The sequence below is a fragment of the Halomonas sp. IOP_14 genome (genome assembly GCF_021021315.1).
In the GTDB taxonomy this organism is placed as follows: Bacteria; Pseudomonadota; Gammaproteobacteria; order Pseudomonadales; family Halomonadaceae; genus Vreelandella; species Vreelandella titanicae.
In genome coordinates this window covers 106330-130801 of the sequence record NZ_JAINWD010000008.1, presented here as the reverse complement: position 1 = coordinate 130801, position 24472 = coordinate 106330, and the positions used below count along the sequence as shown (strand labels likewise).

General features: G+C 57.9%; 18 protein-coding genes. 13 read left to right on the top strand and 5 right to left on the bottom strand.

The features are described from left to right. Positions 1-173: 173 nt before the first annotated feature. The 3 genes from K7H09_RS08755 to K7H09_RS08745 are packed head-to-tail and all read left to right on the top strand — an operon-like array spanning position 174 to position 3708. Entirely contained in the window at positions 174-971 is a 798-nt protein-coding gene (locus K7H09_RS08755; RefSeq protein WP_230804427.1) for an IclR family transcriptional regulator, read from the top strand. Between the two features lie 6 nt (positions 972-977). Beyond that, the gene (locus K7H09_RS08750) at positions 978-2267 is read left to right on the top strand and encodes an NAD(P)/FAD-dependent oxidoreductase (RefSeq protein WP_141440486.1); all 1290 of its coding nucleotides are present in this window, start codon (positions 978-980) and stop codon (positions 2265-2267) included. Between the two features lie 34 nt (positions 2268-2301). Beyond that, complete coding sequence (locus tag K7H09_RS08745) at positions 2302-3708, top strand: Na+/H+ antiporter NhaC family protein (protein WP_141440487.1); 1407 nt, start codon at positions 2302-2304, stop codon at positions 3706-3708. 208 nt (positions 3709-3916) lie between these two features. On the opposite strand, the gene K7H09_RS08740 is transcribed toward K7H09_RS08745, so the two are convergent. Beyond that, a complete protein-coding gene (locus tag K7H09_RS08740) occupies positions 3917-4480 on the bottom strand; it encodes a flavin reductase family protein (RefSeq protein ID WP_141440488.1) in 564 nt (187 codons plus the stop codon). A gap of 22 nt (positions 4481-4502) precedes the next feature. After that, positions 4503-5123 (bottom strand): LysE family translocator, encoded by a 621-nt coding sequence (locus K7H09_RS08735; RefSeq protein WP_041159053.1) that lies wholly within the window; start codon positions 5121-5123, stop codon positions 4503-4505. A 330-nt stretch (positions 5124-5453) separates the two neighbouring features. Here K7H09_RS08735 and K7H09_RS08730 point away from each other — a divergent pair, with 330 nt between their 5' ends. From K7H09_RS08730 to etfB, 8 genes are all read left to right on the top strand, one after another. Next, entirely contained in the window at positions 5454-6737 is a 1284-nt protein-coding gene (locus K7H09_RS08730; protein ID WP_027958331.1) for an MFS transporter, read from the top strand. Between the two features lie 296 nt (positions 6738-7033). Beyond that, the gene (locus K7H09_RS08725) at positions 7034-8179 is read left to right on the top strand and encodes a GlxA family transcriptional regulator (RefSeq protein ID WP_027958330.1); all 1146 of its coding nucleotides are present in this window, start codon (positions 7034-7036) and stop codon (positions 8177-8179) included. Positions 8180-8413: 234 nt separating this feature from the next. After that, entirely contained in the window at positions 8414-9391 is a 978-nt protein-coding gene (locus K7H09_RS08720; RefSeq protein WP_009286052.1) for a dipeptidase, read from the top strand. Between the two features lie 232 nt (positions 9392-9623). Next, complete coding sequence (locus K7H09_RS08715; RefSeq protein WP_027958329.1) at positions 9624-10169, top strand: DUF5943 domain-containing protein; 546 nt, start codon at positions 9624-9626, stop codon at positions 10167-10169. Positions 10170-10192: 23 nt separating this feature from the next. Then, complete coding sequence (dgcA, locus tag K7H09_RS08710) at positions 10193-12265, top strand: dimethylglycine demethylation protein DgcA (protein WP_027958328.1); 2073 nt, start codon at positions 10193-10195, stop codon at positions 12263-12265. A gap of 83 nt (positions 12266-12348) precedes the next feature. Next, positions 12349-14352, top strand: coding sequence for a (Fe-S)-binding protein (locus K7H09_RS08705; RefSeq protein WP_035537895.1), 2004 nt, complete (start codon positions 12349-12351; stop codon positions 14350-14352). Next, the gene (gene etfA, locus K7H09_RS08700; RefSeq protein WP_027958326.1) at positions 14349-15656 is read left to right on the top strand and encodes an electron transfer flavoprotein subunit alpha; all 1308 of its coding nucleotides are present in this window, start codon (positions 14349-14351) and stop codon (positions 15654-15656) included. Before K7H09_RS08705 ends, etfA begins: the two co-directional genes overlap by 4 nt. Then, positions 15646-16470: an electron transfer flavoprotein subunit beta gene (gene etfB, locus K7H09_RS08695; RefSeq protein ID WP_027958325.1), complete on the top strand. Its 825-nt coding sequence runs from the start codon at positions 15646-15648 to the stop codon at positions 16468-16470. Before etfA ends, etfB begins: the two co-directional genes overlap by 11 nt. A gap of 61 nt (positions 16471-16531) precedes the next feature. On the opposite strand, the gene K7H09_RS08690 is transcribed toward etfB, so the two are convergent. From K7H09_RS08690 to K7H09_RS08680, 3 genes are all read right to left on the bottom strand, one after another. Continuing rightward, positions 16532-17419: a DMT family transporter gene (locus tag K7H09_RS08690; protein ID WP_141440489.1), complete on the bottom strand. Its 888-nt coding sequence runs from the start codon at positions 17417-17419 to the stop codon at positions 16532-16534. Positions 17420-17530: 111 nt separating this feature from the next. Then, the gene (locus K7H09_RS08685) at positions 17531-19279 is read right to left on the bottom strand and encodes a sodium:solute symporter family protein (protein WP_141440490.1); all 1749 of its coding nucleotides are present in this window, start codon (positions 19277-19279) and stop codon (positions 17531-17533) included. A gap of 167 nt (positions 19280-19446) precedes the next feature. Then, positions 19447-21027 (bottom strand): BCCT family transporter, encoded by a 1581-nt coding sequence (locus tag K7H09_RS08680; protein ID WP_141440491.1) that lies wholly within the window; start codon positions 21025-21027, stop codon positions 19447-19449. A 386-nt stretch (positions 21028-21413) separates the two neighbouring features. Between K7H09_RS08680 and fdhA the strand changes: the two genes are divergently transcribed. Next, positions 21414-22604 carry a formaldehyde dehydrogenase, glutathione-independent gene (fdhA, locus tag K7H09_RS08675; protein ID WP_039857462.1) on the top strand — a complete coding sequence of 397 codons (1191 nt, stop codon included), beginning with the start codon at positions 21414-21416 and terminating at the stop codon, positions 22602-22604. A 138-nt stretch (positions 22605-22742) separates the two neighbouring features. Continuing rightward, positions 22743-24461, top strand: coding sequence for an NAD(P)H-dependent oxidoreductase subunit E (locus K7H09_RS08670; RefSeq protein ID WP_230804425.1), 1719 nt, complete (start codon positions 22743-22745; stop codon positions 24459-24461). The last annotated feature ends 11 nt before the right edge of the window (positions 24462-24472 follow it).

The following is a 24472-nucleotide window of genomic DNA, read 5'->3' as shown; positions in this document are numbered from 1 at the left end:
ACAATTATCGGTAGCTTTTGTATGAGTTTTTTGATTTTGAATGTCGTCATATGTTGACCTATGCCAACCTCTACCTCGTATGCGCTAAAGCGGCTTTGTCTCATTTAGTGAGATGAACTCGTGAATTTGTCTTGTTATGTTTTAGCTCACATAGACAAATAACGATAAACATAATGCCGGTAAATGAAAGCATCACCTCATCAGGCCCTACCACTCTCGTTCATGCCATGCAGATATTGCAGGTTACTGCACGTGGCGGCCACCGGGGTGCAAGTGTAGACGATTATCTGAATGAATTGAGTTTCAGCCGTCCTACTCTCTATCGGTTGTTAAAAGGTCTCAAGCAGCAGGGATTTTTACGATCTTCTCCCATTCGTGGGCGTTACCTGCTGGGTTATGAGCTGCTGGTGCTTGGCGCCCAAGCGGGAAATGGTGCCGGGTTGCGTGATTTGGCCCGACCAAGGTTGCTGACACTCGCGCAGCGCTGGGGCGACAGCTTCTACCTGTTCGCTCGCGATGGCGTTAATGCCGTTTGCCTGGAAGTGCAGAACGGCGCTTATCCCGTGGGCAGCTTTGTTAGAGCGACGGGTGGACGTTTGCCGCTAGGCGTTGGTCAAGCCTCAATTGCCTTACTTGCCTACCTGGGGGCTGATGAGCGAAGCGAAATACTCAACCATAACGCTGAACAGCTGATGGACGAATACGCGATTGCCATCGCCGACATCGAAGCCGAAATTTCCCACCAACTGAAACATGGTTACGCCCGTGGCGTAGAAGGCTCTTTGCTTCCGGAATACAGCGGCCTGGCCATTCCTATCCTCGATCATAGCGGCCACCCCCTGGGTGCCATGAGTTGTTCGATGCTCAAATCGCGTATGACGAAGAGCCATAAGCTGGAAGTACTCCAAGGCATGCAGGAAGAAGTGGCTGCCATGGTCAATCAGGCCCATGGCCTGCTGTATCTGGATTAACTCTCTATGCCACACACTACGCACCCAAGCCATCAACGCCCTTGCGGCTGGAACGCTTGGCTAACCGAGCGCCAGCCGCGCCCCGCCTTAAGTGGTCAATCTGAGGCAGATGTCGTCATCATCGGGGCTGGTTATACCGGTTTTGCGGCAGCCTCGGCCTGGCAGCAGGCGCGCCCTGAAGACCGCATCAAAATCCTCGAAGCTGACCAGGTAGGTGAAGGGAGTCCAGGGCGTAACTCCGGCTTTATGCTGGAAATTGCTCTAGCCAACGATGCTCGCCCCGAAGAGCTTGAGCGCATGGAGAAGCTGAACGCGTTAAGCCGACAAACCATGGCGTTACTGCGCGAGCGTGTCGAACGCCTAGGCATTGACTGCCAACTCGAGCGTAGCGGCACCTATCGCGCTGCCCGTAGCACGATAGGCCAACGTGCCTTGAGCCAGTATGAGGAGTTTCTGAAAGCTGCCGGTCTGTCTTACCAGACCTTGAACGGCAGCCAACTCGCTGAGCGAATCGGTACGCGCTACTACACACAGGGTATTTATTCACCGGACTGCTATCTCGTCCAGCCTGCAGCATTGATTGTTGGTTTGGCAGATTCATTGGAAGCCGGCATCGAGCTGCATGAGCACTCGCCCGCGACTCAAATAGTGCCTGATGGCAAGAAGTGGCGTGTGACTACACCCGAAGGCGAAGTAACGGCTGAACAGGTGATTCTGGCCAATAACGCTTTTTCTAGGGCTTTGGGTGCAGACCCTTCGCGGCTAACCGCTATTTATACCTATGCCGCTATTACCGAGCCTTTACCGCAGCCCGAGCGCCAACGCATCGCCGAGACGACCTGGGGACTGCTACCCGCACACCGCTTAGGCTGTACGTTGCGCACCACCGCTGACGGACGTTTGATGATCCGCTCGCGTTACAGCTATGAGCGCGAAGCCGATAACGCCCGTATCGAGGCCGAACTGAAAGTGAGCCTTGAGGCCCGCTACCCCGAACTTACCCCAGTGCGCTTCGACAAGGTTTGGGGAGGTACCACCGGGCTGACTCATAACGGTGCTCCGCTCTGGGGCGAGATCCAGCCCGGGTTATATGTATCAGCGGGGTGCAATGGCGGCGGTATCGTCAAGGGTACCTTCCTGGGGGATGCTTTAGCTCGCTACGCGCTCGGCCAACCGGTTGAGGATATTGCATCTTTATTCGGCAAAGCGAGCTGGATGCCGCCCGATCCCGTACGTCGGTTGGGTTTTTACCTGACCAGTGAAATGGAGCGCCGTAAGGCAAAAAACGAAACCTGACTCCACCCACCACTATAAAAAAAGAGAGATGACAATGGATCCTCAAGATCATATAGGGCTGCTGTCCGTCATGCCGGCGGCATTGGCCATCGTGCTGGCATTTGTCACCCGTAATACGGTTTTCTCGCTGGCTGTTGCTTGTTTCGTTGGGGTGATTACCCTGGGCAATGGATTGATGGGGTTTCCGACGCTGCTCAAGGAAACCCTGGGCACCACCAGCTTCTCCTGGATACTGCTGTTGGAGCTATTCATTGGCACGGTGATCGCGTTTTTTCAACGCACTGGGGCGATTCAGAACTTTACCGCCTGGGTGGAACGCCGTGCCTTATCGCGGGTGCGGGTTCAACTGGTTGCCTGGGTGATGGGCATGTTCGTTTTTTTCAGCGACTACTTCAGCCCTCTGTTTGTCGGCAGTACTATGCGTGGACTGACGGATCGTTACCGGGTCTCGCGGGAAAAGCTGGCGTATATCGCTGACTCCACCTCGGCCCCGGTGAGTGTAATGGTGCCTATCACTGGCTGGGCAGTGTTTATCTCCGGTTTGTTGATCGGCATGGGCCCCATCGAAAATGCTGCCCAGGCGATGGGGGTATTCCTGCATGCCATACCTTTCAATCTCTATGCATGGCTATCGGTGTTGGTGGTCGGGCTGGTGATCGTGGGCGTCATTCCGCTCTTCGGGCCGATGCGTGAAGCTGAGCGTCGGGCTCAGGAAGAGGGCAAAGTGCTACGCGACGGGGCAGAACCGCTGGTGGGTGAGGAACTGACGGAAATTCCGCCTTATGAAGGAGCACGTACCAGCCTGTTTTGGAATTTTTTCGCCCCGGTACTGGTAGTGATCGGCGTTGCGGTGGGCACCTTTATCGTGATGGACTCGGCCAAGACCATGGAGGCATTTCTGGCGGCTTCCGTGTTTCTCGGTATCGTTATGCGCCTTCAGGGCATTCCCTTCAACGACATTATGAAAACCTCGATGGCGGGGATGAAGGGAGTAATGCCAGCCATTATCATTCTGGCGTTAGCCTACTCGTTGAATCAACTTTCCAAAGACATGGGCACGGCCAACTATATCGTCGAAGCCACCGCTGGCTGGCTAACACCTGCTTTGCTCCCGGCCATGACGTTCCTTATTGCCGCCGTTATCGCTTTTTCCACCGGCACTTCATGGGGCACTTTCGCTATCATGATGCCACTCGCCGTGCCGCTCGCCTTTAACTTCAGCGGCGATATGATTACACCGCTGGTGTATGCCACAGTGGCCGCCGTGGCGGGAGGCGGTGTCTTTGGGGATCACTGTTCACCCTTATCGGATACCTCTGTGCTCGCCTCGACCGGGGCCGCCTCTGATCATATCGACCATATCAAAACGCAAATTCCCTTTGCGCTAGCCGTCGCCTTGCTTTCCCTGGCCATGTATCTGTTGCTCGGCCTTACCCTGTAACCCTCTCCGCCCTGCGATAACAGAGAGGGCGTTGTCGTAGGGCTAACATCAATTTGATACTACTCTGTCGGGCGGCGCATCACGATCATCAATATCCTTGGTCTGTCTACTGGTACGCAGCTGGATGCTATGGCAGCAAGTTAGTAAGTCGACCTAGCTGGCTAAATTAATAGAAAGGGAGTGGCGAAAGCCTCAATGGCAGTTCTATTTAAATAAGCATTGATGGCTTAAACAGTTCCGTACGGTCGATGGATTGACCCGACAGCATGAACTCTCCCATACCCCGGTAGTGCAGCGATTCTTCCTCATCTGCCGAAGGCGCTGCGTGGGCTTTAACGACCTCAAAAACAAACAGGTTGTAGCGTTCAATCATGGCGTCATCATGCAAGCGGCACTCGAAAGACGCATAGCATTCCTCTATCCGTGGCGCCCCGACCTTTTCTGACTTGCCTGGGGTTAGCTCAAACGCTTTGAACTTGTCGATCTCGCTTCCTGAACAGTTACCGATACCCACGACCTTATCGACAAGTGATGCCGAAGGAATATTGATTACGCATTCGCCGCTGTTGCACACCAGCGCATGGGAGTGATTCCCGGCATCAATAACGCAGCCTAAGAGTGAGGGGGAGAACGCCATGACCATGTGCCACCCCATGGTCATGATGTTGGTTTGTTGTTGCCATTGTGATGACACCAGCACAATCGGGCCAGGTTCAAGAAAGTGCCTGGCGTTGGAGACAGGAAAATCCTTCTTCGCTATCGGGTGTGGCATAAATAACCTCCGATTAGATTAGTTAGGCAGTCGGGCGGCGCATTAAGGTCATCAGCACACCAGCGCCAATCAAACTACCGGCGCCGCAGCGGTGTAAGAGGCGGCGAAACTTGGCGGTCATCAGCTGTCTGCTAGTGGTCGACAGCAGTGTGTAGCCGAGATCTGAGATGACACCGATCACAAGAAACGTAGCAAACAGAATCGCCAACTGGGGCGCCAGAGGTTGGGTTTGGTTAATAAACTGCGGCATGAATGCCATGAAGAATAGAATGCTTTTGGGGTTTAGCAGCGTCACCCAGAATGCTTTTGCGGTGCTTTGCTGAACGTTCACCCCAGAGGCTTCCAGGTCATTCAATTGGCCGGATTCACGCCACATCTTGATGCCTAGATAAAGCAGATAGAGAACCCCTAGCCATTTAACCATGGCGAATAGCTCCGCCGATGCCATCAGCAACGCGCCTACGCCGGCAAACGAAAGTGACATCGCCACCAGGTCACCCAAGAAAAAGCCAGGCAACATCGCCAGAGCAGCTTTGCGACCTTGATTGATGCCGGTCACTACCAGTAGAGCAACGGCGGGGCCGGGGGACGCGATAACCAAAAACGAAGCCAACACAAACGATAGCCAAAGCTCAATCGACATAGCGTTAATCTTCCTGTTGTTGAATTATTAATTTTATCTCGCCGTATAGTTGTAAGCCCTGGAATGCCGCGTGGCAATTATGTTCAGTGGTCATTCTCTCACCTATGTGAGTGAGGGAAGATATGGCTGGTAGTCCTTGGTGGAGGCTTCCGTAAGCCTGAAAGCGGACATTCAACAAAGGCTGCCTGCTTAACTCCACTTATCGTTCTGATGATCACTGGAGATTACCCGCTACCTGTTCAAAATCTGCATTGCTCATCGCGGAAGTTGCGAAGACAATGCTCATAGCGACCTTGTATACATGCAGCCAATGGCAGTGGAGGACTCCGCATGAAAGCGTTGTCGAACATGGGGTTTGCCCTATTTGGAGCCGCGCTGGTGGCGATCAGTTACGGGCTTGCACGTTTTGCCTTTGGTCTGTTTGTACCTTCTATCAGTGCCGAGCTTTCGCTGACGTCTTACTTGGTCGGCATTATCGGGGCGCTGCCGTTTATTAGCTTTGTGCTTTCCACACTGGTCGCGCCGCTTGCCGCTGATCGGCTCGGTGCGCGCAACTTAGCCATTCTCTCAGGGTCTTTCGGTGTTGGCGGTTTAGCATTGATCAGCCAGTCGTCAGACGCGCTATCGCTTGGTATTGGTGTGTTTATCTGCGGGATCTGCACTGGTTTAATGATGCCCGCGCTGACCGCTGCGATGCAGGCGCTGGTGAGCCGTGCAATGCATGGGCGCGTCAGCTCGATTATGAATGCCGGTACTAGCATCGGTATTATCGTGGCGGTACCGACCGTTGTGTTCTTGTCGGATGCATGGCGACTGACCTACACGATATTTGCTGCGCTTACCGCTATGGGGGGCGTGGCGGCATGGTACTTCATCCCTTCAGTGTCACGGGTCATTCCAGCTAATGCTGCACCACCACCGCCCATCACTAGGTCGCAATGGTCGCGCCTCATTCGGCTTACGATTTTTGCCTTCGCAATGGGCTTTGTATCTGCGCCGTACTGGCTTTTTGCTCCCGATCTGGCGGTTACCCTTGGCGCGCTCTCTCCAGGGCACACCGGTTGGCTATGGTTCGCGGTAGGTATCGCCGGGCTCGGCGGTGCCGTGATAAGTGATTTGGCCGACCGTAATAATCCACCCATCACCCAGGCGTTGATGTTGATGATGCTGTCTTCAAGCTTGGCGTTGCTGGCCGCTAGCCCTGGTCAATTAGCGCTGGCGATATTTTCCGCGATGGTTTTCGGTCTCGCTTACATGAGCTTAACGGGGCTGTACCTGATGACCGGCATCCGACTGCTGCCTGGGCGGTTATCGATGGGGCCGGTATTACCCTTTATGGCCTGCGCGCTTGGGCAGGCGGTGGGCTCGCCGGTGATTGGTGTGCTGGTCGACAGGCTTGGGTATGCGGATGCGTTTTCGATCTTTTCGGTGGTCGGCATCCTGGTCGCGGTGCTATCACCGCTTTATCCGGGCCATATCGACTATTTGACAGAAGAAGAGCCGCAACCGACAGAGGTTGAAGATACTGGCCTTCAGGCCGCTTACGATCATCAACTGCTGGATGAAAACGGTGACCCCATCAAACCTGTTGCTGAAGATGCCGAGGCCCCTTAGCTGAGTAAGCTACTAGCCAGCTTAGGCGCTTGGCGAGAGGCTGCATTGCATTATCCTCCGTGACCTTACAAAGGTTTCGGAAACGACCTCCAGTGTTGCATTTGCGACGGAGAGCCAAGTTCGCGCAATCGTTTTGTCGCTATCCGCCCTATTCGTGCCAATATACGACCAAAGAGCAATGCCACCCCTGAACTAGTGAGTATTCACGCTAGTAAAGGGAAACTAAAAGACGCCAGCGACGCCTACATACTAATAAGAAAAAAAAAGATGATTAAAAGGTGACGGAGGGTAAAACCATGACATCAAATCTAGCAAAAGACCCGGCAGCAAATACCAATCGTGCGGGCGAACCGCAAACCCTTGGTTTTCTACTATTAGATAATTTCACACTGATTTCCCTGGCGTCGGCGATAGAACCTTTACGGATGGCCAATCAACTGGCCGGTCGTGAGTTGTATCGCTGGTTTACCCTGACCCAAGACGGTCTGCCCGTACGCGCCAGCGATGGGCTGCAGGTGACTCCTGATGCCTCTATGCAGACCCCGCTCTCGCTTGAGTGGGTGGTCGTTTGTGGCGGGGTAGGTCCGCAGCACAGCGTTACCCGTGACCACATACGCTGGCTTCAGTCGCAGTCACGCCAGTTAAAACGATTAGGCTCGGTATGTACGGGCAGTTGGGCGCTAGGGCAGGCCGGATTGCTGGATCACTATGAAACCAGTGTGCACTGGGAGTGTCTGGCCTCCATGCAGGAAGCGTTCCCCAACGTTATTCTGACCCCGCACCTTTTCTCTATTGATCGTGATCGATTCACCGCTTCAGGCGGCACAGCGCCGCTCGATATGATGCTCAACCTGATTGCTCACGACCATGGGCGCGAGCTTTCGGCAGGCATTTCCGAGATGTTTATCTATGAACGCGTGCGTAACGAGCAGGATCAGCAGCGGGTACCTCTTAAGCACGTGCTGGGCACCACTCAGCCTAAGTTGTTAGAAATTGTGGCGTTGATGGAATCCAACCTTGAAGAGCCCATCGAGCTCGATGAACTGGCAAGCTATGTGAATGTTTCACGGCGCCAGTTGGAGCGGTTGTTCCAGCGCTATTTGCTTTGTTCACCGTCTCGCTATTACCTCAAGCTGCGTTTAGTGCGCGCTCGGCAATTGCTCAAGCAAACGCCTCTGTCGATTATCGAGATTGCTTCTGTTTGCGGTTTTGTGTCCACGCCCCATTTTTCCAAGTGTTATCGTGAATATTTTGGTGTGCCGCCGAGAAATGAGCGCTTGGGTGTGCACGACCGCCAAGGAAATAACCAAACTAAGTCGACATCGTTAATTCAGCGATGGGGGGGCGAGCCTTATAAAAGCGAACCTCTTTCGAGTGCCCAGCAGGCGCTTGCCCATGCCCAGGGTGAGCCTACCTTTGCCAGCGTGCCGCTACTGAGCTGATAGGTACTTCGTCACCACTATTCCAAACCTGCTGCTTACCTCCGGGCAGCAGGTTTTTTAGTAGCCGCTATCATTAAAGTACTCCCCCTTCTTTGCAAAGGTCAGCGGATACACGGGTAGTTGTCGTGTTCACGACACGATGACGCTTTTGGAATTTCCGCCGTCGTTTCCAAGAGCAGCTAAACCCAACGTCAGCGCTATGCTCGCTACATTAACCAATGTTGGAGCTTAGCTATGACCCCCTCTGAACTGCACAATGACGCCATCGTCATTGATGGTCTGATCATCGCCAAATGGAATCGTGAGCTGCTTGAGGACATGCGTCGCGGCGGTCTTACCGCTGCCAACTGCACAGTCTCCGTGTGGGAAGGTTTTCAGGCCACGGTCGATAATATCGTCAAGTCTAACCAGTTGATGGCGGAGTGTAGTGACCTGGTGCGCCCTGTTCGCACCACCGCTGACATCACTCGCGCGAAAGAAGAGGGCAAGACCGGCATCATCTTCGGCTTCCAGAATGCCCATGCCTTTGAAGACCAAATTGGCTACGTTGAGATCTTCAAGCAGCTGGGCGTGGGTATCGTACAGATGTGCTACAACACCCAGAATCTGGTGGGGACCGGCTGCTACGAGCGTGACGGCGGCCTGTCTGGCTTTGGCCGCGAAATCGTTGCCGAGATGAACCGGGTTGGCATCATGTGCGACCTCTCTCACGTCGGTGCCAAGACCTCCGAAGAGGTCATTCTTGAGTCCAAAAAGCCAGTCTGCTACTCACACTGCCTGCCCTCCGGCCTCAAAGAGCATCCGCGCAACAAATCTGATCAAGAGTTGAAATTCATTGCCGACCACGGCGGTTTTGTGGGTGTCACCATGTTTGCGCCGTTCCTCAAAAAGGGCATCGACTCAACCATCGAAGACTACTGCGAGGCGATCGAGTACGTCATGAATATCGTCGGTGAGGACGCTATCGGCATCGGTACCGATTTCACCCAAGGGCATGGTCAAGAGTTTTTCGAGTGGTTGACCCATGACAAGGGCTACGCCCGTCGCCTCACTGACTTTGGCAAGATCATCAATCCCAAAGGAATTCGCACCATTGGGGAGTTCCCCAATCTCACCGAGGCACTCCTCAAGCGCGGCTTAAGTGAGACCCAGGTGCGCAAGATCATGGGCGAGAACTGGGTGCGTGTGCTTAAGGATGTGTGGGGCGCCTGAGGATACCGCCATAGCAAGGGACGGGCGCCAGAGGTAAAGCCGCAGTAGTGCCCTGACACGCGGCTTTACCGGCGATAGGCCTACGAGGGGGCGCTGTGAATCCCTCCCTGGACGCTACTTTTGCCATCCATGGCAAAAGACCCCCTCTACGGCCTATCCCCGGCGCCGCTTCCCTTGCAGAACGGCTGCTTAGCTACTTCATAACAATCAGCAAGATTTGAGGAATACAACCGTGACCAAACTGGCCCCCGCACTGCCCATCGAAGTGGATAGCGAAACAGGCGTCTGGACGACCGATGCGCTGCCTATGCTCTATGTACCACGGCACTTTTTTATCAACAACCATGTGGCCGTCGAAGAGGCGCTGGGTGCCGAGAAGTATGCCGAGATTCTCTATCACGCCGGCTACAAGAGTGCTTGGCACTGGTGTGAAAAAGAGGCCGAATGTCACGGCATCGAAGGTGTGGCCGTCTTCGAGCACTACATGAATCGTCTCTCCCAGCGCGGCTGGGGGCTTTTCCTTACTGAGCAGATCGATCTCGACTCGGGCACTGCCCAAGTACGACTTGAGCACAGCGCTTTTGTTTACCAGCTTGGCAAAACCGGGAACAAGGAAGAGTACATGTTCACCGGTTGGTTCGCCGGGGCCATGGATCAAATCCTCGCTGCCTGCGGAAGTTCACTGCGTACCGTTGCCGAGCAGACGCAGAGTGCAGCCGAGCCTGGCTGTGATGTAGGCATCTTCGCCGTCCAGCCGCTGACCGACGCTGCCCGCTAACTGGGGTACGAGGAGAGACAAACATGGCATTCGACGCAATTTTCGAGCCGATCGAGATCGGTAAGCTGACCATCCGCAACCGTGTGGTCAGTACCGCTCACGCTGAGGTGCATGCCACCGACGGCGGCATGACCACTGAGCGCTACGTGAGGTACTACGAGGAGAAGGCCAAAGGTGGTTGTGGTCTATGTATTTGCGGTGGCTCATCGGTGGTGTCCATCGATAGCCCTCAGGGCTGGTGGAGCTCGGTAAACCTTTCCACCGATCGCATTATTCCGCACTTCCAGAATTTGGCCGATGCCGTGCATAAGCACGGCGGCAAGATCATGATCCAGATTACTCATATGGGACGCCGCTCCCGCTGGGACGGTTTCGACTGGTCGACCCTGGTATCCCCCTCCGGTATCCGCGAGCCGGTGCACCGCTCGACCTGTAAGACCATTGAGGAAGAAGAGATCTGGCGTATTGTCGGCGACTTTGCCCAGGCCGCGCGCCGGGCAAAGGAAGGGGGCCTCGACGGTGTTGAGCTCTCTGCCGTGCACCAGCATTTGATCGATCAGTTCTGGAGCCCACGGGTCAACAAGCGTGAGGACGAGTGGGGCGGTAGCTTCGAGAACCGTATGCGCTTCGGTATGGAAGTGCTTAAAGCCGTACGTGCTGAAGTGGGCGACGACTTCTGCGTTGGCATGCGTATCTGTGGCGACGAGTTCCACCCGGATGGTCTTTCTCACGACGATATGAAGCAGATCGCCGCCTACTACGATGCCACCGGTATGGTGGATTTCTTCGGCGTTATCGGTTCTGGCTGCGACACTCACAACACCCTGGCCAACGTTATCCCCAATATGTCCTACCCGCCGGAGCCTTTCCTACACCTGGCGGCGGGGATCAAGGAAGTGGTGAACGTGCCGGTGATCCACGCCCAGAACATTAAGGATCCCAATCAGGCCCAACGTATCCTTGAAGGGGGCTATGTAGACCTGGTGGGCATGACCCGGGCACATATTGCCGACCCTCACCTGATCGCCAAGATCAAGATGGGCCAGATTGATCAGATCAAACAGTGCGTGGGCGCTAACTACTGCATCGACCGCCAGTACCAGGGCCTCGACGTGCTGTGCATTCAAAACGCCGCGACATCCCGGGAGTACATGGGACTGCCGCATATCATCGAGAAAACCGAGGGCGCCAAACGCAAAGTCGTCGTGGTGGGCGGTGGCCCCGGCGGTATGGAGGCAGCGCGGGTAGCCGCTGAGCGCGGTCACGATGTCACACTGTTTGAGGCCGCTGACGCCTTGGGTGGGCAGATTACGATTGCCGCCCAGGCGCCCCAGCGTGACCAGATCGCCGGTATCACCCGCTGGTTCCAGCTGGAGCTGGCGCGGCTAAAAGTCGACCTGCGTCTGGGCACCCGCGCCGATGAGGAAACGCTGCTCGATCTGCGCCCGGATATCGTGGTGCTTGCCACTGGTGGCCAGCCCTTCCTTAGCCAGCACCCCGAGTGGGGTTACTCGGAGAATGCTGAGGAGAGCCTGGTAGTCAGCACCTGGGATATTCTCTCTGGCAAAGTGGCACCAGGTAAAAACGTGTTGATTTATGACGCCATCTGCGAGTTCTCCGGCGTCTCGGCGGCGGATTTTATCGCCGATAAGGGCGCCAAGGTGGAGATCGTCACCGACGATATCAAGCCCGGCGCGGCGGTGGGCGGTACCACCTTCCCCACCTACTACCGCAGCCTCTACGAGAAGGAGGTGATCATGTCCTCCGACCTGATGCTGCATAAGGTTTACCGCGAGGGCGATGGCTTGGTGGCGGTGCTCGAAAACGAGTACACCGGGGCTCTGGAAGAGCGCGTGGTGGATCAGGTGGTCGTTGAGAACGGTGTACGCCCTGATGAGGCGCTTTATTACGCGCTTAAAGAGCAGTCCCGCAACAGAGGGCAGGTGGATCTGGAAGCACTCTATGCAATCCAGCCGCAGCCTTGTCTGAGCGAGTCAGGAGATGGTTTCCTGCTGTTCCGGCTAGGCGACTGCACGGCACCGCGTAACACCCATGCGGCCATTTACGACGCCCTGCGAATCTGCAAGGACTTTTGACTTAGGCGAAAGCCAACAATAATGCGGGGCGCCAGAGCAGCCCCGCCGCCGAAGCCAATGGCACCAAAGATGAGGTGAGCACCATGCTCGAAACGCTCTTGCCGATACTGATTTTTACTGCCCTGGCCCTGGCAGTAATCGGCGCTGTACGCCGTATACGCCTGTGGCGTCAGGGGCGCCCCTCGCGGGTGAGCCTGTTCAAGGGGTTGGTGGCCCTGCCGCGCCGCTATTTGATGGATCTGCACCATGTAGTGGGGCGTGACAAAATGATCTCCAACACCCACGTGGCCACCGCCGGTGGCTTCGTGGCCGCCGCCGTGCTGATGATCCTGGTGCACGGTCTGGGGATCGCCAACCCATTGCTAGGCGGATTACTGCTACTGGCTAGCACCTCCATGTTTGTCGGTAGCCTCTTCGTGGCGCGGCGGCGGCTTAACCCTCCAGCTCGGCTCTCCAAGGGCCCCTGGATGCGCTTGCCCAAGAGTCTGATGGCGTTCTCGATAGGCGTCTTCCTGATTACGCTGCCCACGGTAGGTCTGCTGCCCGAAGGTCTGCTTGAAGGGGGCAGTAGCTGGTTGCTGGCGCTGGTATTAGCGGGCGTCGTGGCCTGGGGCCTGGGGGAAATGTTTTTCGGCATGACCTGGGGCGGGCCCATGAAGCATGCTTTCGCCGGCGCCCTGCACTTGGCCTTCCACCGTCGCGCCGAGCGCTTCTCCACGAAAAAAGGGGGCGTCGGCCGGTCAACGGGTCTCAAGGCGCTAAACCTTGAGGATGAAGCAGCGCCTCTGGGCGTGGAAAAGCCTGCCGACTTTGCCTGGAACCAGCTGCTGGGCTTCGATGCCTGCGTGCAGTGCGGTCGCTGCGAGGCGGTTTGCCCGGCATTTGCCGCCGGTCAGCCGCTCAACCCCAAGAAGCTGATTCAGGACATGGTGGTGGGTATGGCCGGGGGTAGCGATGCCGCCTATGCCGGCTCCCCCTACCCCGGTAAGCCGGTAGGTGAGCACGCAGGCTCTCCCCACGGGCCCATTGTGGCACTGCAGGGGAAGGCTCTGGTCGACGCCGATACTCTCTGGTCCTGCACGACTTGCCGTGCCTGTGTCGAAGAGTGCCCGATGATGATCGAGCACGTGGATGCGATTGTCGATATGCGCCGCCACCTGACGCTTGAGCGCGGTAAAACGCCCAACAAAGGCGCCGAAGTGCTCGATAATTTGATCGCCACCGACAATCCCGGTGGTTTCGACCCTGGTTCGCGGCTCAACTGGGCGGCGGATCTTAACCTACCGCTCATGGCCGACATCAAGCAGGTCGACGTGCTGTTGTGGCTGGGGGATGGAGCCTTTGATATGCGTAACCAGCGCACTCTGCGGGCACTGGTTAAAGTGTTGCGGGCCGCCGAGGTAGATTTCGCGGTATTGGGCACTGAAGAGCGCGATAGCGGCGATGTGGCCCGGCGCCTGGGCGATGAAGCGACGTTCCAGTCCCTGGCGAAGCGCAATATTGCCACCCTGTCCCAGTATCGCTTCCTGCAGATTGTTACCTGCGATCCCCACAGCTTTCATGTGCTGGGCAATGAGTACGGCGAGCTGGGCGGACATTATGAGGTGCGTCACCACAGCACCTTTATCGCCGAACTGTATGATGCCGGTCGGTTGACCTTTGCCCCCTGGAAAGGCGGCAGCGTCACCTATCACGACCCGTGTTACCTGGGGCGCTATAACGGTGAATACGAGGCACCGCGCAACGTACTTAAAGCGCTGGGCATCGAGGTCAAAGAGATGGAACGCTCCGGTTACCGCTCGCGCTGCTGCGGCGGCGGTGGCGGGGCACCGATTACCGATATTCCCGGCAAGCAGCGGATTCCCGACATGCGCATGAATGACGTCAAAGAGAGCGGCGCTGAGCTGGTCGCGGTGGGCTGCCCGCAGTGCACCGCCATGTTGGAAGGGGTGGTGGATGCCAGCGCCGAGGTGCGCGACATTGCCGAACTGGTGGCCGATGCCCTGGTAGAGCGTCCCGCGGGTGATGCGTCTGGCGGATCCCGATGGCCTGCTGCAACGACGACTGCTGAGGAGGTGATCGTATGAGTGAGATTATTCGCCGCGATCCGCGTCGTGAGTGGATCGCCCGGAACCGTCTGCATCCCGAGTACGCCAGCGTGCTTGCCGCTCTTGGTGTAAACAGGGATGGCAGCGGAGCGGTCAGCGAGTGGCTGGGCCCCAACGGCGTGGTGCGCAAGAACCCTCGTGCCATCGGTTTTATCGGCCCCAATGGTGTCAAACGGATTGACCGTAGTGGCCTCCAGCAAGGGGGGCAGGCCACCGCGACCACCACTGCGGCCCGCGATAGCCGCCGCACGGTGACCATTGATCAGCCCGCCTTCCTGGTGGCCGTGGTGCCCGACCTGACCGGCGGGCGTCTCTCCGGACATGACAAGGATCTGCTGGGCCTGGCCCGGCGTGTGGCGGATGCCGACGCCGAACAGCCCGGCGCTGTGGTGGCGATCCTATTTGGTGAGTATAAGGGCGAGGGTGGCGGCGAGCTTAAGGAGCAGACGCTGGGCGAAGCCGGGATCGATCGCGTCGTGCATCTTGATGATGAGTTTTACGCGGGGTTTGCGCCTGAAGCGCGTCTGGCGGCTTTAAGCGCCGTCGAGCGGGAGATGACGCCGCGCTTCTGGCTATTGCCAGACTCACCCCTGGGCGGAGCCGATCTGGGGCGGCGGCTTGCCTTGCGCCTGGGTGAACGCGCTGCCACCGGGGTGTGGCAGGTGGAAGCTGATAATGAGGCCACTTTGGGTTGGCGCTGCACGGCCCGTGGTGCCGCTGGGAGCCTGGATATCCAGCGCCCTCTGCCGCGGGTTGCGCTGGCGCTGGCCGAGTGCGCCGAGCCGGTGGACGAGACGCGTCACGCGGCCGAGCACCTGAGTCTGGCGGCAACAATCCCCACCACCCTATCGCGTATAGAAGACCTGGGGCAGGTGGCCGTGGATCCCGCTGGCGTGGCGCTGGCCGAGGCTGAGTTCATCCTCTCCGGTGGCAACGGCGTCAAGCAGTGGGACGCCTTCCACCATGCCGCGAAAGTCCTCGGCGCTACCGAAGGGGCCTCGCGTGTCGCGGTGGACGACGGGTTTATGGCCCGCGATCGTCAGGTGGGCGCGACGGGCACCTGGGTGACCGCCCGAGTGTATATGGCGGTGGGTATTTCAGGCGCTATCCAGCACCTGCAGGGCATTCAGCGCTGCGACAAGGTGGTGGCGATCAATCTCGATCCGGGGTGCGACATCATCAAGCGCGCCGACCTGGCGGTGATTGGCGACAGCACGCAAATTCTGGCCGCGCTAGTGGCCATGGTGGAACAGCAGCGGGGAGGGCAGCGCGATGCAGCCTGATCTACACCAGAAGCAACAACAACAGGGAATCGACGTGGCGGTGCTGGTCTCCATCGGCCGTCACCCTACCACCGGCCGTGCGAGGCGCGCAGAGCAGGATGCCCGGGGCCTGGAGCTTGCGCTGGCCATAGAGGCCGAGCTGCCGGGCACCCGGATCAGCATGCTCCACGCGGGTTCCCAGGACGATGGCAGCGAAGCAGCTCTGCGCGGCTACCTGGGCATGGGGCTCGAGTCCATGACATTGCTAGAGCAGCCCGAGGGCAGCGACGCCATTCCTGCCTTGGCGGAACACCTGGCCGCTACCTCGCCTCAGCTAGTGATTACCGGTGCCCGGGCCGAGCGCGGTGAAGGCTCTGGGCTTTTGCCCTATGCGTTGGCAGAACATCTCGGCTGGCCATTGGTTAATAGTTTGGCGTCGGTAGAAAAGGTGGAAAATGGCGTGGTAACGCTGCTTCAGGCGTTGCCAAGGGGCCAGCGTCGCCGTCTCAAGGTGCGCTTACCCGCCATCATCAGCGTGGATGAAGCAGCGCCGGCGGCGCGTCAAAGCGCCTTCGGCCCGGCGCGTCGCGCCACCTTTGCGATCACGCCGACTACCCCTGAAGCCGACAGCGAGTTAGCTCAGTGGCATCTGGCCCCAGCGCGTAAACGGCCTAAGCGTCTGAAAATCGTTAAAGCTGCGTCGGCCAGGGATCGTTTCAAGGCGGCAGCTTCCAAGTCGGAGGGCAAAGGCGGGCAGGTGCTCACCGATGTGTCCCCCGAACAGGGCGCCGAGGCGATCTACAAGCTGCTCAAGGAGGAGGATGTGCTGCGCTGAACTAGCCTGCGCATCACGCCGCTAATCATCACTCAAGCCCACCTTTGTCAGGTGGGTTTTTCTATTGACCGGTAAAGCCCGGATAAAGCCGCAGGCGCTGTCTTTCCAGACGCAAGCCTATCCAGGCATGCACTACCAACACCAAAATAACCACGCCACCGCCGACCAGCGTCGAGGTCGTAGGGGTTTCTCCCAATAACCACCACACCCACAGCGTGCCCAATGCCGTTTCAACCAGATAAAACAGCGCCACTTCCGTTGACGACAGATAGCGGGTGGCGCTGTTGATCAGCACCGTGGCCAAGGGCATCTGTACCAGCCCCATCAGTGCCAGTACGCCATAGCGTTGGGCATCCAGATCCAGCGGTGAGGCCATGGGCAGGGCAACCGACGCAGAGAGCAGCCCACCACCGGCAACCACCGTCATAGGGTCAATCGCTGGGTAGCGTCGCAGCAGAGTCAGGTTACCGCCGATAGCTGCCGCGGCCGCCAAGGCATAAAGATTACCTACCAGCATTCCCATGGCCCCTTCGCCCATGAACACCAGGCCCATGCCCAGCATGCAGATGGCAATGGCCACCAGCGTTCGCAGCGCGACTTTTTCACCCAGGAAAATCCTTGAAAACAGCGCAGCAAACAGCGGCGCGGTGCTCAGGATTACCACCACGTTGGCCACGTTAGCGTTCATGACCGCCAGCACAAAAAGGCTGGAGATCAGACCCAGCAGTATGGCGGAGGCTAGCGAGGAAAAGGGGTTGCTCCTCAGCGTCGCCAATCGCTTGCCAACACTACACAGCACCCCGAGCACGCAGAACATTAATATTCCGCGCCAGAATACGATGGTCCAGCCATCCGTATCGGACAAGCGTATCAACAGACCGTCGAAGCTGAGGCATACCACACCGAGTATCACGATAAGCAGGCCGCGCTGGTACGAACTTAGCTGCATGATCCTGTCTCCTGGTCAGCAAAAAAACTAACCGCCCGCCGGGTAGGCGAGCGGTTGAGTGGTTAGTAGCAGGCCAATGATCGTTGGCCCACTCGGGTTGGGTCTCGGCGCTTAACGATTGTCCGCCATGACCGTGCTCGCCGTGGCGGCTTGCTGATGAGGACGAACCAGCCAGTAGCCTACGGCCCCGGCGATAAACAGCATGCTGCCGCAACCTATCGCCAGCAGGTAAGCTCCTTGAACCGCACCGGATGAGAGCGCGAAGCGCTCGGCAAATCCGGCTAACGTCGCCGCGTACTGTTGCCACAAAAACAGCCCGATGGCGGCCCCAGAGAGCATGGTGCATATCGCGATCCAACGGGTGCCAGATACCCAACCGCTTACCGCGCTGGTATCAAACTCATGCAGGAAAGCTCGGTACGCTGTCTCGGCCTGACTCACGAGTGTCATTTTTGATGCCAAGACGATCGCCGCCAGCGCCATCAGCGTACTCAGCAGCACCGGGTGCAGATAAACGGGCAGACTGAGCCACTCGGCCTGCACCATCAACGAGAGAGCGACATTGCCGACAAAGCCTACGGCCAAGCCCCAGCTAGCGCCCGCGGCGGTGATCCGCCGACTCCAGATGCTCATTAATGCAACCGGACCCCAGGAGGAGGCAAACAGGGTGGCAGCAAACCACACCACCGACATCACCGCCGGTGGTTGGAATAGCGCGAGCAGCAGTGCTATCAGGCCCGCGCCGAGCACCGCCATACGGCTTTTGCGCATGGCTGATTTCTCGTCGGTTGAGGCGGGCAGGATATCGTTGGAGAGGCTAAAGCCAATGATCGACAGAAACGTCGAGCAGGACGAGAGCCCAGCGGCGAACACGCCAGTGAGAATGACCACCCCAAGCCAGGTAGGCAGCACGTTGAGGGCCACCCATATCATGGAGCGTTCAGGGTCGAGCTGCGGGTCATAAAGGTTGATCGCCGCGCCAGTCATCATCATTAGAGCGTAGAAAACGGCAAGTGCCACGGCGGTCAGCATGGCCGAGCGCATCACGACATGCTCGTTGCGGGCCATCAGGTAGCGGCTGGATTGCCAGGGGCTCGCCGCCAGCACCGCCGCCCAGACTAGGCCCAGCGTCAGGCCCCAGATCAGCGCCTCGCCGGGGGAGGAGAAGCTGGCCTCCGGCCCTTCGATCACCCCATGCCACAGCGCGATGCCGGGCTTGTCGGTCTGGCTTAACAGGCCTTCAACGACCCCGCTCCAGCCGCCCAAATCCTGGATCACGTAGAGCGACCCACCTACCGCCGCCAGCGAGAAGATCACAAACATGATGGTGTCGGTCAGCATGACCCCCGGTGAGCCGGAGTAGAGGATGAAACCGGTATAGGTCGCCCACACCAGCACGAGGCCCACCCAGTAGGGCATGCCGGTCAATTCCGAAAACATGATGCCCGCGCCCTGCATTACGCCCAGCAGGTAAGCGCCCAGACCGATGATCGTGGTGAGTCCGGCAATGGCCTGCACCCGACGCGAGGCAAAGCGTTTGCCGAAAAACTCCGGCACGGTACGCGCCCCGCTGCGGCGCAGGTAGCGGCCGAACACCAGCGCGCCCAGCAGGCAGCCTGAGGTGCTCACCGCCGCAAAGATCAACATGACAAACGGATAGCCCTGATAGGCAAAACCCGTCTCGCCGAGAAAGGCGCTGGTGCTTAAGTAGCTGGCCACCAGCGTGCCCAGGATAAAGAAGGTGGGCGCATTGCGACCGGCGACCAGATAGTCATCCAGGCCCTTGACGCGCCGCCCAGCCAGATGCCCGATAACAAAATAGCCGACCAGACTCAGCAGTATTGCGATGGTGTAGATCATTGAAATAGCCGTGGAGTTGTTGATGTTGTTTAGCTATGGTGCAGCGCTTAGCCTGCTTGCTCATTGCCATTAGCGGCATCCAGTGCCGGAATCACGACACAATATCCGCAAACCAAAAGGGGCGCCATGGCAATGGCGCCCCCGAAAGCAACAGATGCTTGATTTGGTTAACTGGCGATTTTTGGCACCGCGTTGATCTGCTGCCACTCCTTGTGAAGCCCTTTGTAGAGGCTGAAACACATCAGCAAGAGAACCAACGTAAAGGGCAGCCCCGTAGCCACTGCGCCCGCCTGCAGTGCGCTAAGTGCGGTGCTTCCGCCGCCATACAGCAGCACGCCGGCAATCACGCCTTCAAGCGTTGCCCAGAATACCCGCTGACCCTTGGGGGCATCGGTCTTGCCACCTGCGGTGATATTGTCGATGACTAGCGAGCCGGAGTCTGACGAGGTAATAAAGAACACCAGCACCAGAATAATCGCCAGCGTTGACGTGATGCTGGTCAGGGGGAGCTGTTCCAGCATATGGAACATGGCAAGCGAAACGTCGCCAATGCCGTTAGCCAGTTCTCCTACGCCGTTTGCAGCCTGGAAAAGTGCCGTGCCGCCAAAGGCGCTCATCCAGACCAGTGTGACCAGCGTGGGTATCAGCAGTACGGCGATCAGGAACTCACGAACCGTGCGACCCCGCGATACACGAGCGATGAACATGCCGACGAACGGAGACCAGGAGATCCACCAAGCCCAATAGAAGACGGTCCAGCCGTGGTACCAAGTGTCATCATCGCGGCCAATCCAGTTCGACAACGGCAGTAGGTGGCTCACGTAGTCCAGCGCCGTGGTGCCAATCCCCGTCAGAATCATCAGTGTCGGCCCCGCCACAATCACAAACAGCAGCAGCACCGCCGCGATGACCATGTTGATATTCGAGAACAGCTTAACGCCACCGTCGATACCCCGCCATACCGAGATCAGCGCAATTACCGTGACTACCACGATAATTGCCAGCTGGGTACCGATGGTATTAGGAACATCGAACAGATAGGCGAGGCCGCCAGCTGCCTGGGTAGCGCCAAACCCAAGTGAGGTAGCCAAGCCAAAGATGGTGGCCAGCACGGCAAGAATATCGATGATATGACCTGCCCAGCCACGCGTTCGCTCGCCTAAGATGGGGTAGAAAGCGGAGCGCAGCGTCAGCGGCAAGCCCTTGTTATAGGAAAAGAATGCCAGCGAGAGTGCCACCACGCCATAAATGGCCCAGGGGTGCAGTCCCCAGTGGAACATCGTCGCCCCCATGGCGGCGCTGGCGCCCTCCGGCGTCCCCGCCGGTGCATTCAAGGGCGTCCCATACCAGTCGGTGTAGTAGGCTACGGGCTCAGCAACGCTCCAGAACATCAGACCGATGCCCATGCCCGCCGCAAACAGCATGGCGAACCAGGAGGTGCGCGAGTATTCCGGTTTTGCATCCTTGCCGCCTAGCCGAATCCGCCCGAGTGGCAGGCAGATCAGTACAAGGCAAAACACCACAAAAATATTGCCAGCAATCATAAACAGCCAGTCGAAGTGTTCGATCGACCAGTTTTTGGCAAGCCCTAAGTGAGTATTAGCAGCATCTGGATAGACCAGCGCGTAGATAATAAACAGTAGGATGGCTAGAGCAGAAAGCGGAAAAACGGGGTTATGAAAGTCCAACCCCAATATCTGGGTATTGTCCTGTCCAGGCGACAGAACCGGGTCGTCGTTGTTTTTCATTGGGTTTCCTTGGTGGCTCTTATTAGACGTCGGGTATGCATCACATCGCCGACTCTAGGCTTTGTACGAAAACTGCTTGCGCTCGCCCATACGTTGTTAAAAGTCGGCTCAAAATACTCATTTACACTCCGTAAACTCCGTTTTTTCGCCGATTTTTGCCTAGTCTGGCCTTCGCTCAGCGACTTTTCGTGCAAACCCTAGGAATTGTTGAGCCTGTTGCAAAGGAGGAGTGTCGTGAAAGCGACCTCTATCTATCCATCTTGGTTAGGATGTCTTGAATAGATACGTGAGTGCCTTTTTGGGGTAAGTCTCCAGGCGCGGAGGGGATAGGGTGGGATAGCGCAATCAACCATCATGAACAGAACAATAAGCCACAGGAGCCAGCCATGAATGCAGCCAACCGCGGAGTGGTCTACAAGGGGCCGGGAGAGGTCGCCGTTGAGTCCATTGCCTATCCTGAACTCGCCATCGGCAATCGCAAGTGCGATCACGGCGTGATTCTCAAGGTAGTTACTACCAACATCTGTGGCAGCGACCAGCATATGGTACGCGGCCGCACCACCGCACCATCGGGCCTGGTGCTTGGTCACGAAATCACCGGCCTGGTCGTCGAGTGCGGTCGCGACGTCGAATTTATTCAGCCCGGCGACCTGGTTTCTGTGCCGTTCAACATTGCCTGTGGTCGCTGCCGCAACTGTAAAGAAGGCCGCACCGGTATCTGCCTCAACGTCAATCCAGCCCGTCCTGGCGCCGCTTACGGCTACGTGGATATGGGCGGCTGGGTCGGCGGCCAGACAGAATATGTCATGGTTCCCTATGCCGACTTTAACCTGCTGAAGTTCCCGGATGCCGATCAGGCCATGGAGAAGATCAAGGATCTGACCCTGCTCTCCGATATCTTCCCCACTGGGTTCCACGGCTGCGTTACTGCCGGTGTCGGCCCTGGCAGCACTGTCTATATTGCCGGTGCTGGGCCCGTAGGTCTGGCGGCCGCGGTTTCCGCTCAGTTGCTGGGGGCGGCCTGCGTGATCGTTGGCGATATGGTCGAAGAGCGTCTTGCCCAGGCACGCAGCTTTGGTTGCGAGACCATCGACCTGACCCAGGACGGCGACATGGCCGACAAGATCGAGGTGATCCTCGGCGAGCGTGAGGTCGATGCCTTTGTCGACTGTGTCGGCTTCGAAGCTCACGCCTGTGGCTGCAATCACGGCAAAGAAGCGCCCGCGACCGTGCTGAATTCGGCGATGTCGTTGACCCGTGCAGGTGGTCAGATCGGTATTCCGGGCCTCTATGTGACCGAAGACCCGGGTGCGGAGGACGAGGCCGCCAAGCAGGGGGCTCTGAGCATGCGCTTTGGTCTTGGTTGGGCCAAGTCTCACAGTTTCCATACTGGACAGTGCCCGGTGATGAAGTACCATCGACCACTGATGCAGGCTATTCTGTTTGGCAAGGTCAATATTGCCGATGCGGTGAATGTCCAGATGATCACTCTGGATCAGGCACCCCAGGGCTACGCCGACTTCGATGGCGGCGCTGCTAAGAAATTCGTTATTGACCCCCATGGCAGCGTAGCTTAATAGCTTATTTAAGAAGTACTGAGCAACAAGACCTGATCCCTGCCTGAAGGCAGGTTAGTGCGACCCTAGACGGCGCCCCGCGGGGTGCCGTTTTTGTTCATCCGGTATAAAACCGATCAAGATAATAATGAGTACCCCATGACCGTCCAGACCGTGACCCCCAAGCGCCGCTTCCGCGGCAAGCCCCGCGGCCGTGATCTCGATCCCAGTCTTCTTGAGGGGTTGCGTGAACTGCTGGGTGACGAACGCCAGAACGCCACGCTGCGCCGCCGCGACCTACTCATTGAACATTTACACAACATTCAGGACACCCGGGGCCATCTACTGCTGGCGGATTTGCGTGCCCTGGCTGCTTACATGAACCTGCCCATGGCGGCCGTTTACGAAACGGCCACTTTCTATGCCCACTTTGACGTCATCCACGACGATCAACTGCCGCCGCCAGCAGTCACCATTCGCGTTTGCGATTCCCTCACCTGCCAGTTGGCCGGTGCTGAGGCGCTTAAGGCACAGCTTGAAGCGAACGTGGATATTGAGCAGGTACGGGTGCTGCGGGCGCCCTGCATGGGACGCTGCGACACGGCGCCGGTAGTCGAAGTAGGCCACCACCATGTGCCGTTCGCCACCCAGGCGCGGATCGCGTCGGTGATCGAAAAGGGCCACTTTCACCCCGATCCCGTCGACTGGCAGCGATTGGACAACTATCGCCGCGAGGGCGGTATGGCGTTGCTCCAGGCCTGTCACGACGGCAGCGTTACAGTAGAAGCGCTCATGGAGGCGATGCAGCAGGCCAATCTGCGTGGCTTGGGTGGCGCGGGTTTCCCTACCTTCAAAAAATGGACTTTCGTGCGCCAGGAGGCCGGCCCCCGGTACTGCGCTATCAACGCCGACGAAGGCGAGCCCGGTACCTTCAAGGATCGCTACTACCTGGAGCGCTCGCCCCACCAGTTTCTTGAAGGGGCCTTGGTCAGTGCCTGGGCGGTAGACGCCGAGGCGCTGTATATCTATCTTCGCGATGAGTACCCAGCGTTACATAGCGTGGTGCGCGAGGCGATTGGCGAGCTTGAGGCTGCTGGCCTGGTGGCACCGGGTTACATTGTGCTGCGCCGCGGCGCGGGCGCCTATATCTGCGGCGAAGAGTCGGCGATGATCGAATCTTTGGAAGGCAAACCGGGCAAACCCAGGCACCGCCCACCGTTTGTGGCTCAGAAGGGGCTCTTTGATCGGCCGACGCTGGTCAATAACGTCGAGACCGTCTACTGGATCCCCATGATCTGGCAGCGAGGCGCTGAGGCTTTCTCCAGCCAGGGTCGCCATGGCCGCGTAGGGTTACGCAGTTTCTCTGTCTCGGGTCGGGTCAAGCAGCCCGGTGTGTATTTGGCGCCCGCGGGGATAACCCTTCAGGAATTAATTGACGAGTATTGCGACGGCATGGCCGACGGCCACCGCTTGGCGGCCTACCTGCCTGGCGGCGCCTCCGGCGGCATTCTGCCCGCTGCCAAGGCCGATATTCCCCTCGATTTCGACACCCTTCAGGAGCACGGCTGTTTTATCGGTTCCGCAGCGGTGATCGTACTTTCCGATCAGGACGATCTGCGCGGGGTGGCTACCAACCTATTGGCCTTCTTTGCCGATGAGTCCTGTGGCCAATGCACGCCCTGCCGGGTGGGCACGGAAAAAATGCTCACGCTGCTCGAGCGCAACGAATGGGATGCCGGGCTGATGACGCAGCTCTCCCAGGTGATGATAGATGCCTCCATTTGTGGGCTTGGTCAGGCGGCACCTAACCCGGTGCTGGGGCTGCTCAAGGATTTTCGCGGCGAGCTGGCCGCCCAGAACGTAATCGTCAAGGGGTAGGGGGATGAACA

Bases quoted from the DNA above. Each gene is read 5' to 3' on its own strand.
- dgcA (WP_027958328.1), top strand. From the start codon at position 10,193: ATGGCATTCGACGCAATTTTCGAGCCGATCGAGATCGGTAAGCTGACC.
- K7H09_RS08750 (WP_141440486.1), top strand. From the start codon at position 978: ATGCCACACACTACGCACCCAAGCCATCAACGCCCTTGCGGCTGGAAC.
- K7H09_RS08735 (WP_041159053.1), bottom strand. From the start codon at position 5,123: ATGTCGATTGAGCTTTGGCTATCGTTTGTGTTGGCTTCGTTTTTGGTT.
- K7H09_RS08720 (WP_009286052.1), top strand. From the start codon at position 8,414: ATGACCCCCTCTGAACTGCACAATGACGCCATCGTCATTGATGGTCTG.
- etfB (WP_027958325.1), top strand. From the start codon at position 15,646: ATGCAGCCTGATCTACACCAGAAGCAACAACAACAGGGAATCGACGTG.
- K7H09_RS08680 (WP_141440491.1), bottom strand. From the start codon at position 21,027: ATGAAAAACAACGACGACCCGGTTCTGTCGCCTGGACAGGACAATACC.
- K7H09_RS08690 (WP_141440489.1), bottom strand. From the start codon at position 17,419: ATGCAGCTAAGTTCGTACCAGCGCGGCCTGCTTATCGTGATACTCGGT.
- K7H09_RS08745 (WP_141440487.1), top strand. From the start codon at position 2,302: ATGGATCCTCAAGATCATATAGGGCTGCTGTCCGTCATGCCGGCGGCA.
- fdhA (WP_039857462.1), top strand. From the start codon at position 21,414: ATGAATGCAGCCAACCGCGGAGTGGTCTACAAGGGGCCGGGAGAGGTC.
- K7H09_RS08730 (WP_027958331.1), top strand. From the start codon at position 5,454: ATGAAAGCGTTGTCGAACATGGGGTTTGCCCTATTTGGAGCCGCGCTG.
- K7H09_RS08670 (WP_230804425.1), top strand. From the start codon at position 22,743: ATGACCGTCCAGACCGTGACCCCCAAGCGCCGCTTCCGCGGCAAGCCC.
- K7H09_RS08705 (WP_035537895.1), top strand. From the start codon at position 12,349: ATGCTCGAAACGCTCTTGCCGATACTGATTTTTACTGCCCTGGCCCTG.
- K7H09_RS08725 (WP_027958330.1), top strand. From the start codon at position 7,034: ATGACATCAAATCTAGCAAAAGACCCGGCAGCAAATACCAATCGTGCG.
- etfA (WP_027958326.1), top strand. From the start codon at position 14,349: ATGAGTGAGATTATTCGCCGCGATCCGCGTCGTGAGTGGATCGCCCGG.
- K7H09_RS08755 (WP_230804427.1), top strand. From the start codon at position 174: ATGCCGGTAAATGAAAGCATCACCTCATCAGGCCCTACCACTCTCGTT.
- K7H09_RS08685 (WP_141440490.1), bottom strand. From the start codon at position 19,279: ATGATCTACACCATCGCAATACTGCTGAGTCTGGTCGGCTATTTTGTT.
- K7H09_RS08740 (WP_141440488.1), bottom strand. From the start codon at position 4,480: ATGCCACACCCGATAGCGAAGAAGGATTTTCCTGTCTCCAACGCCAGG.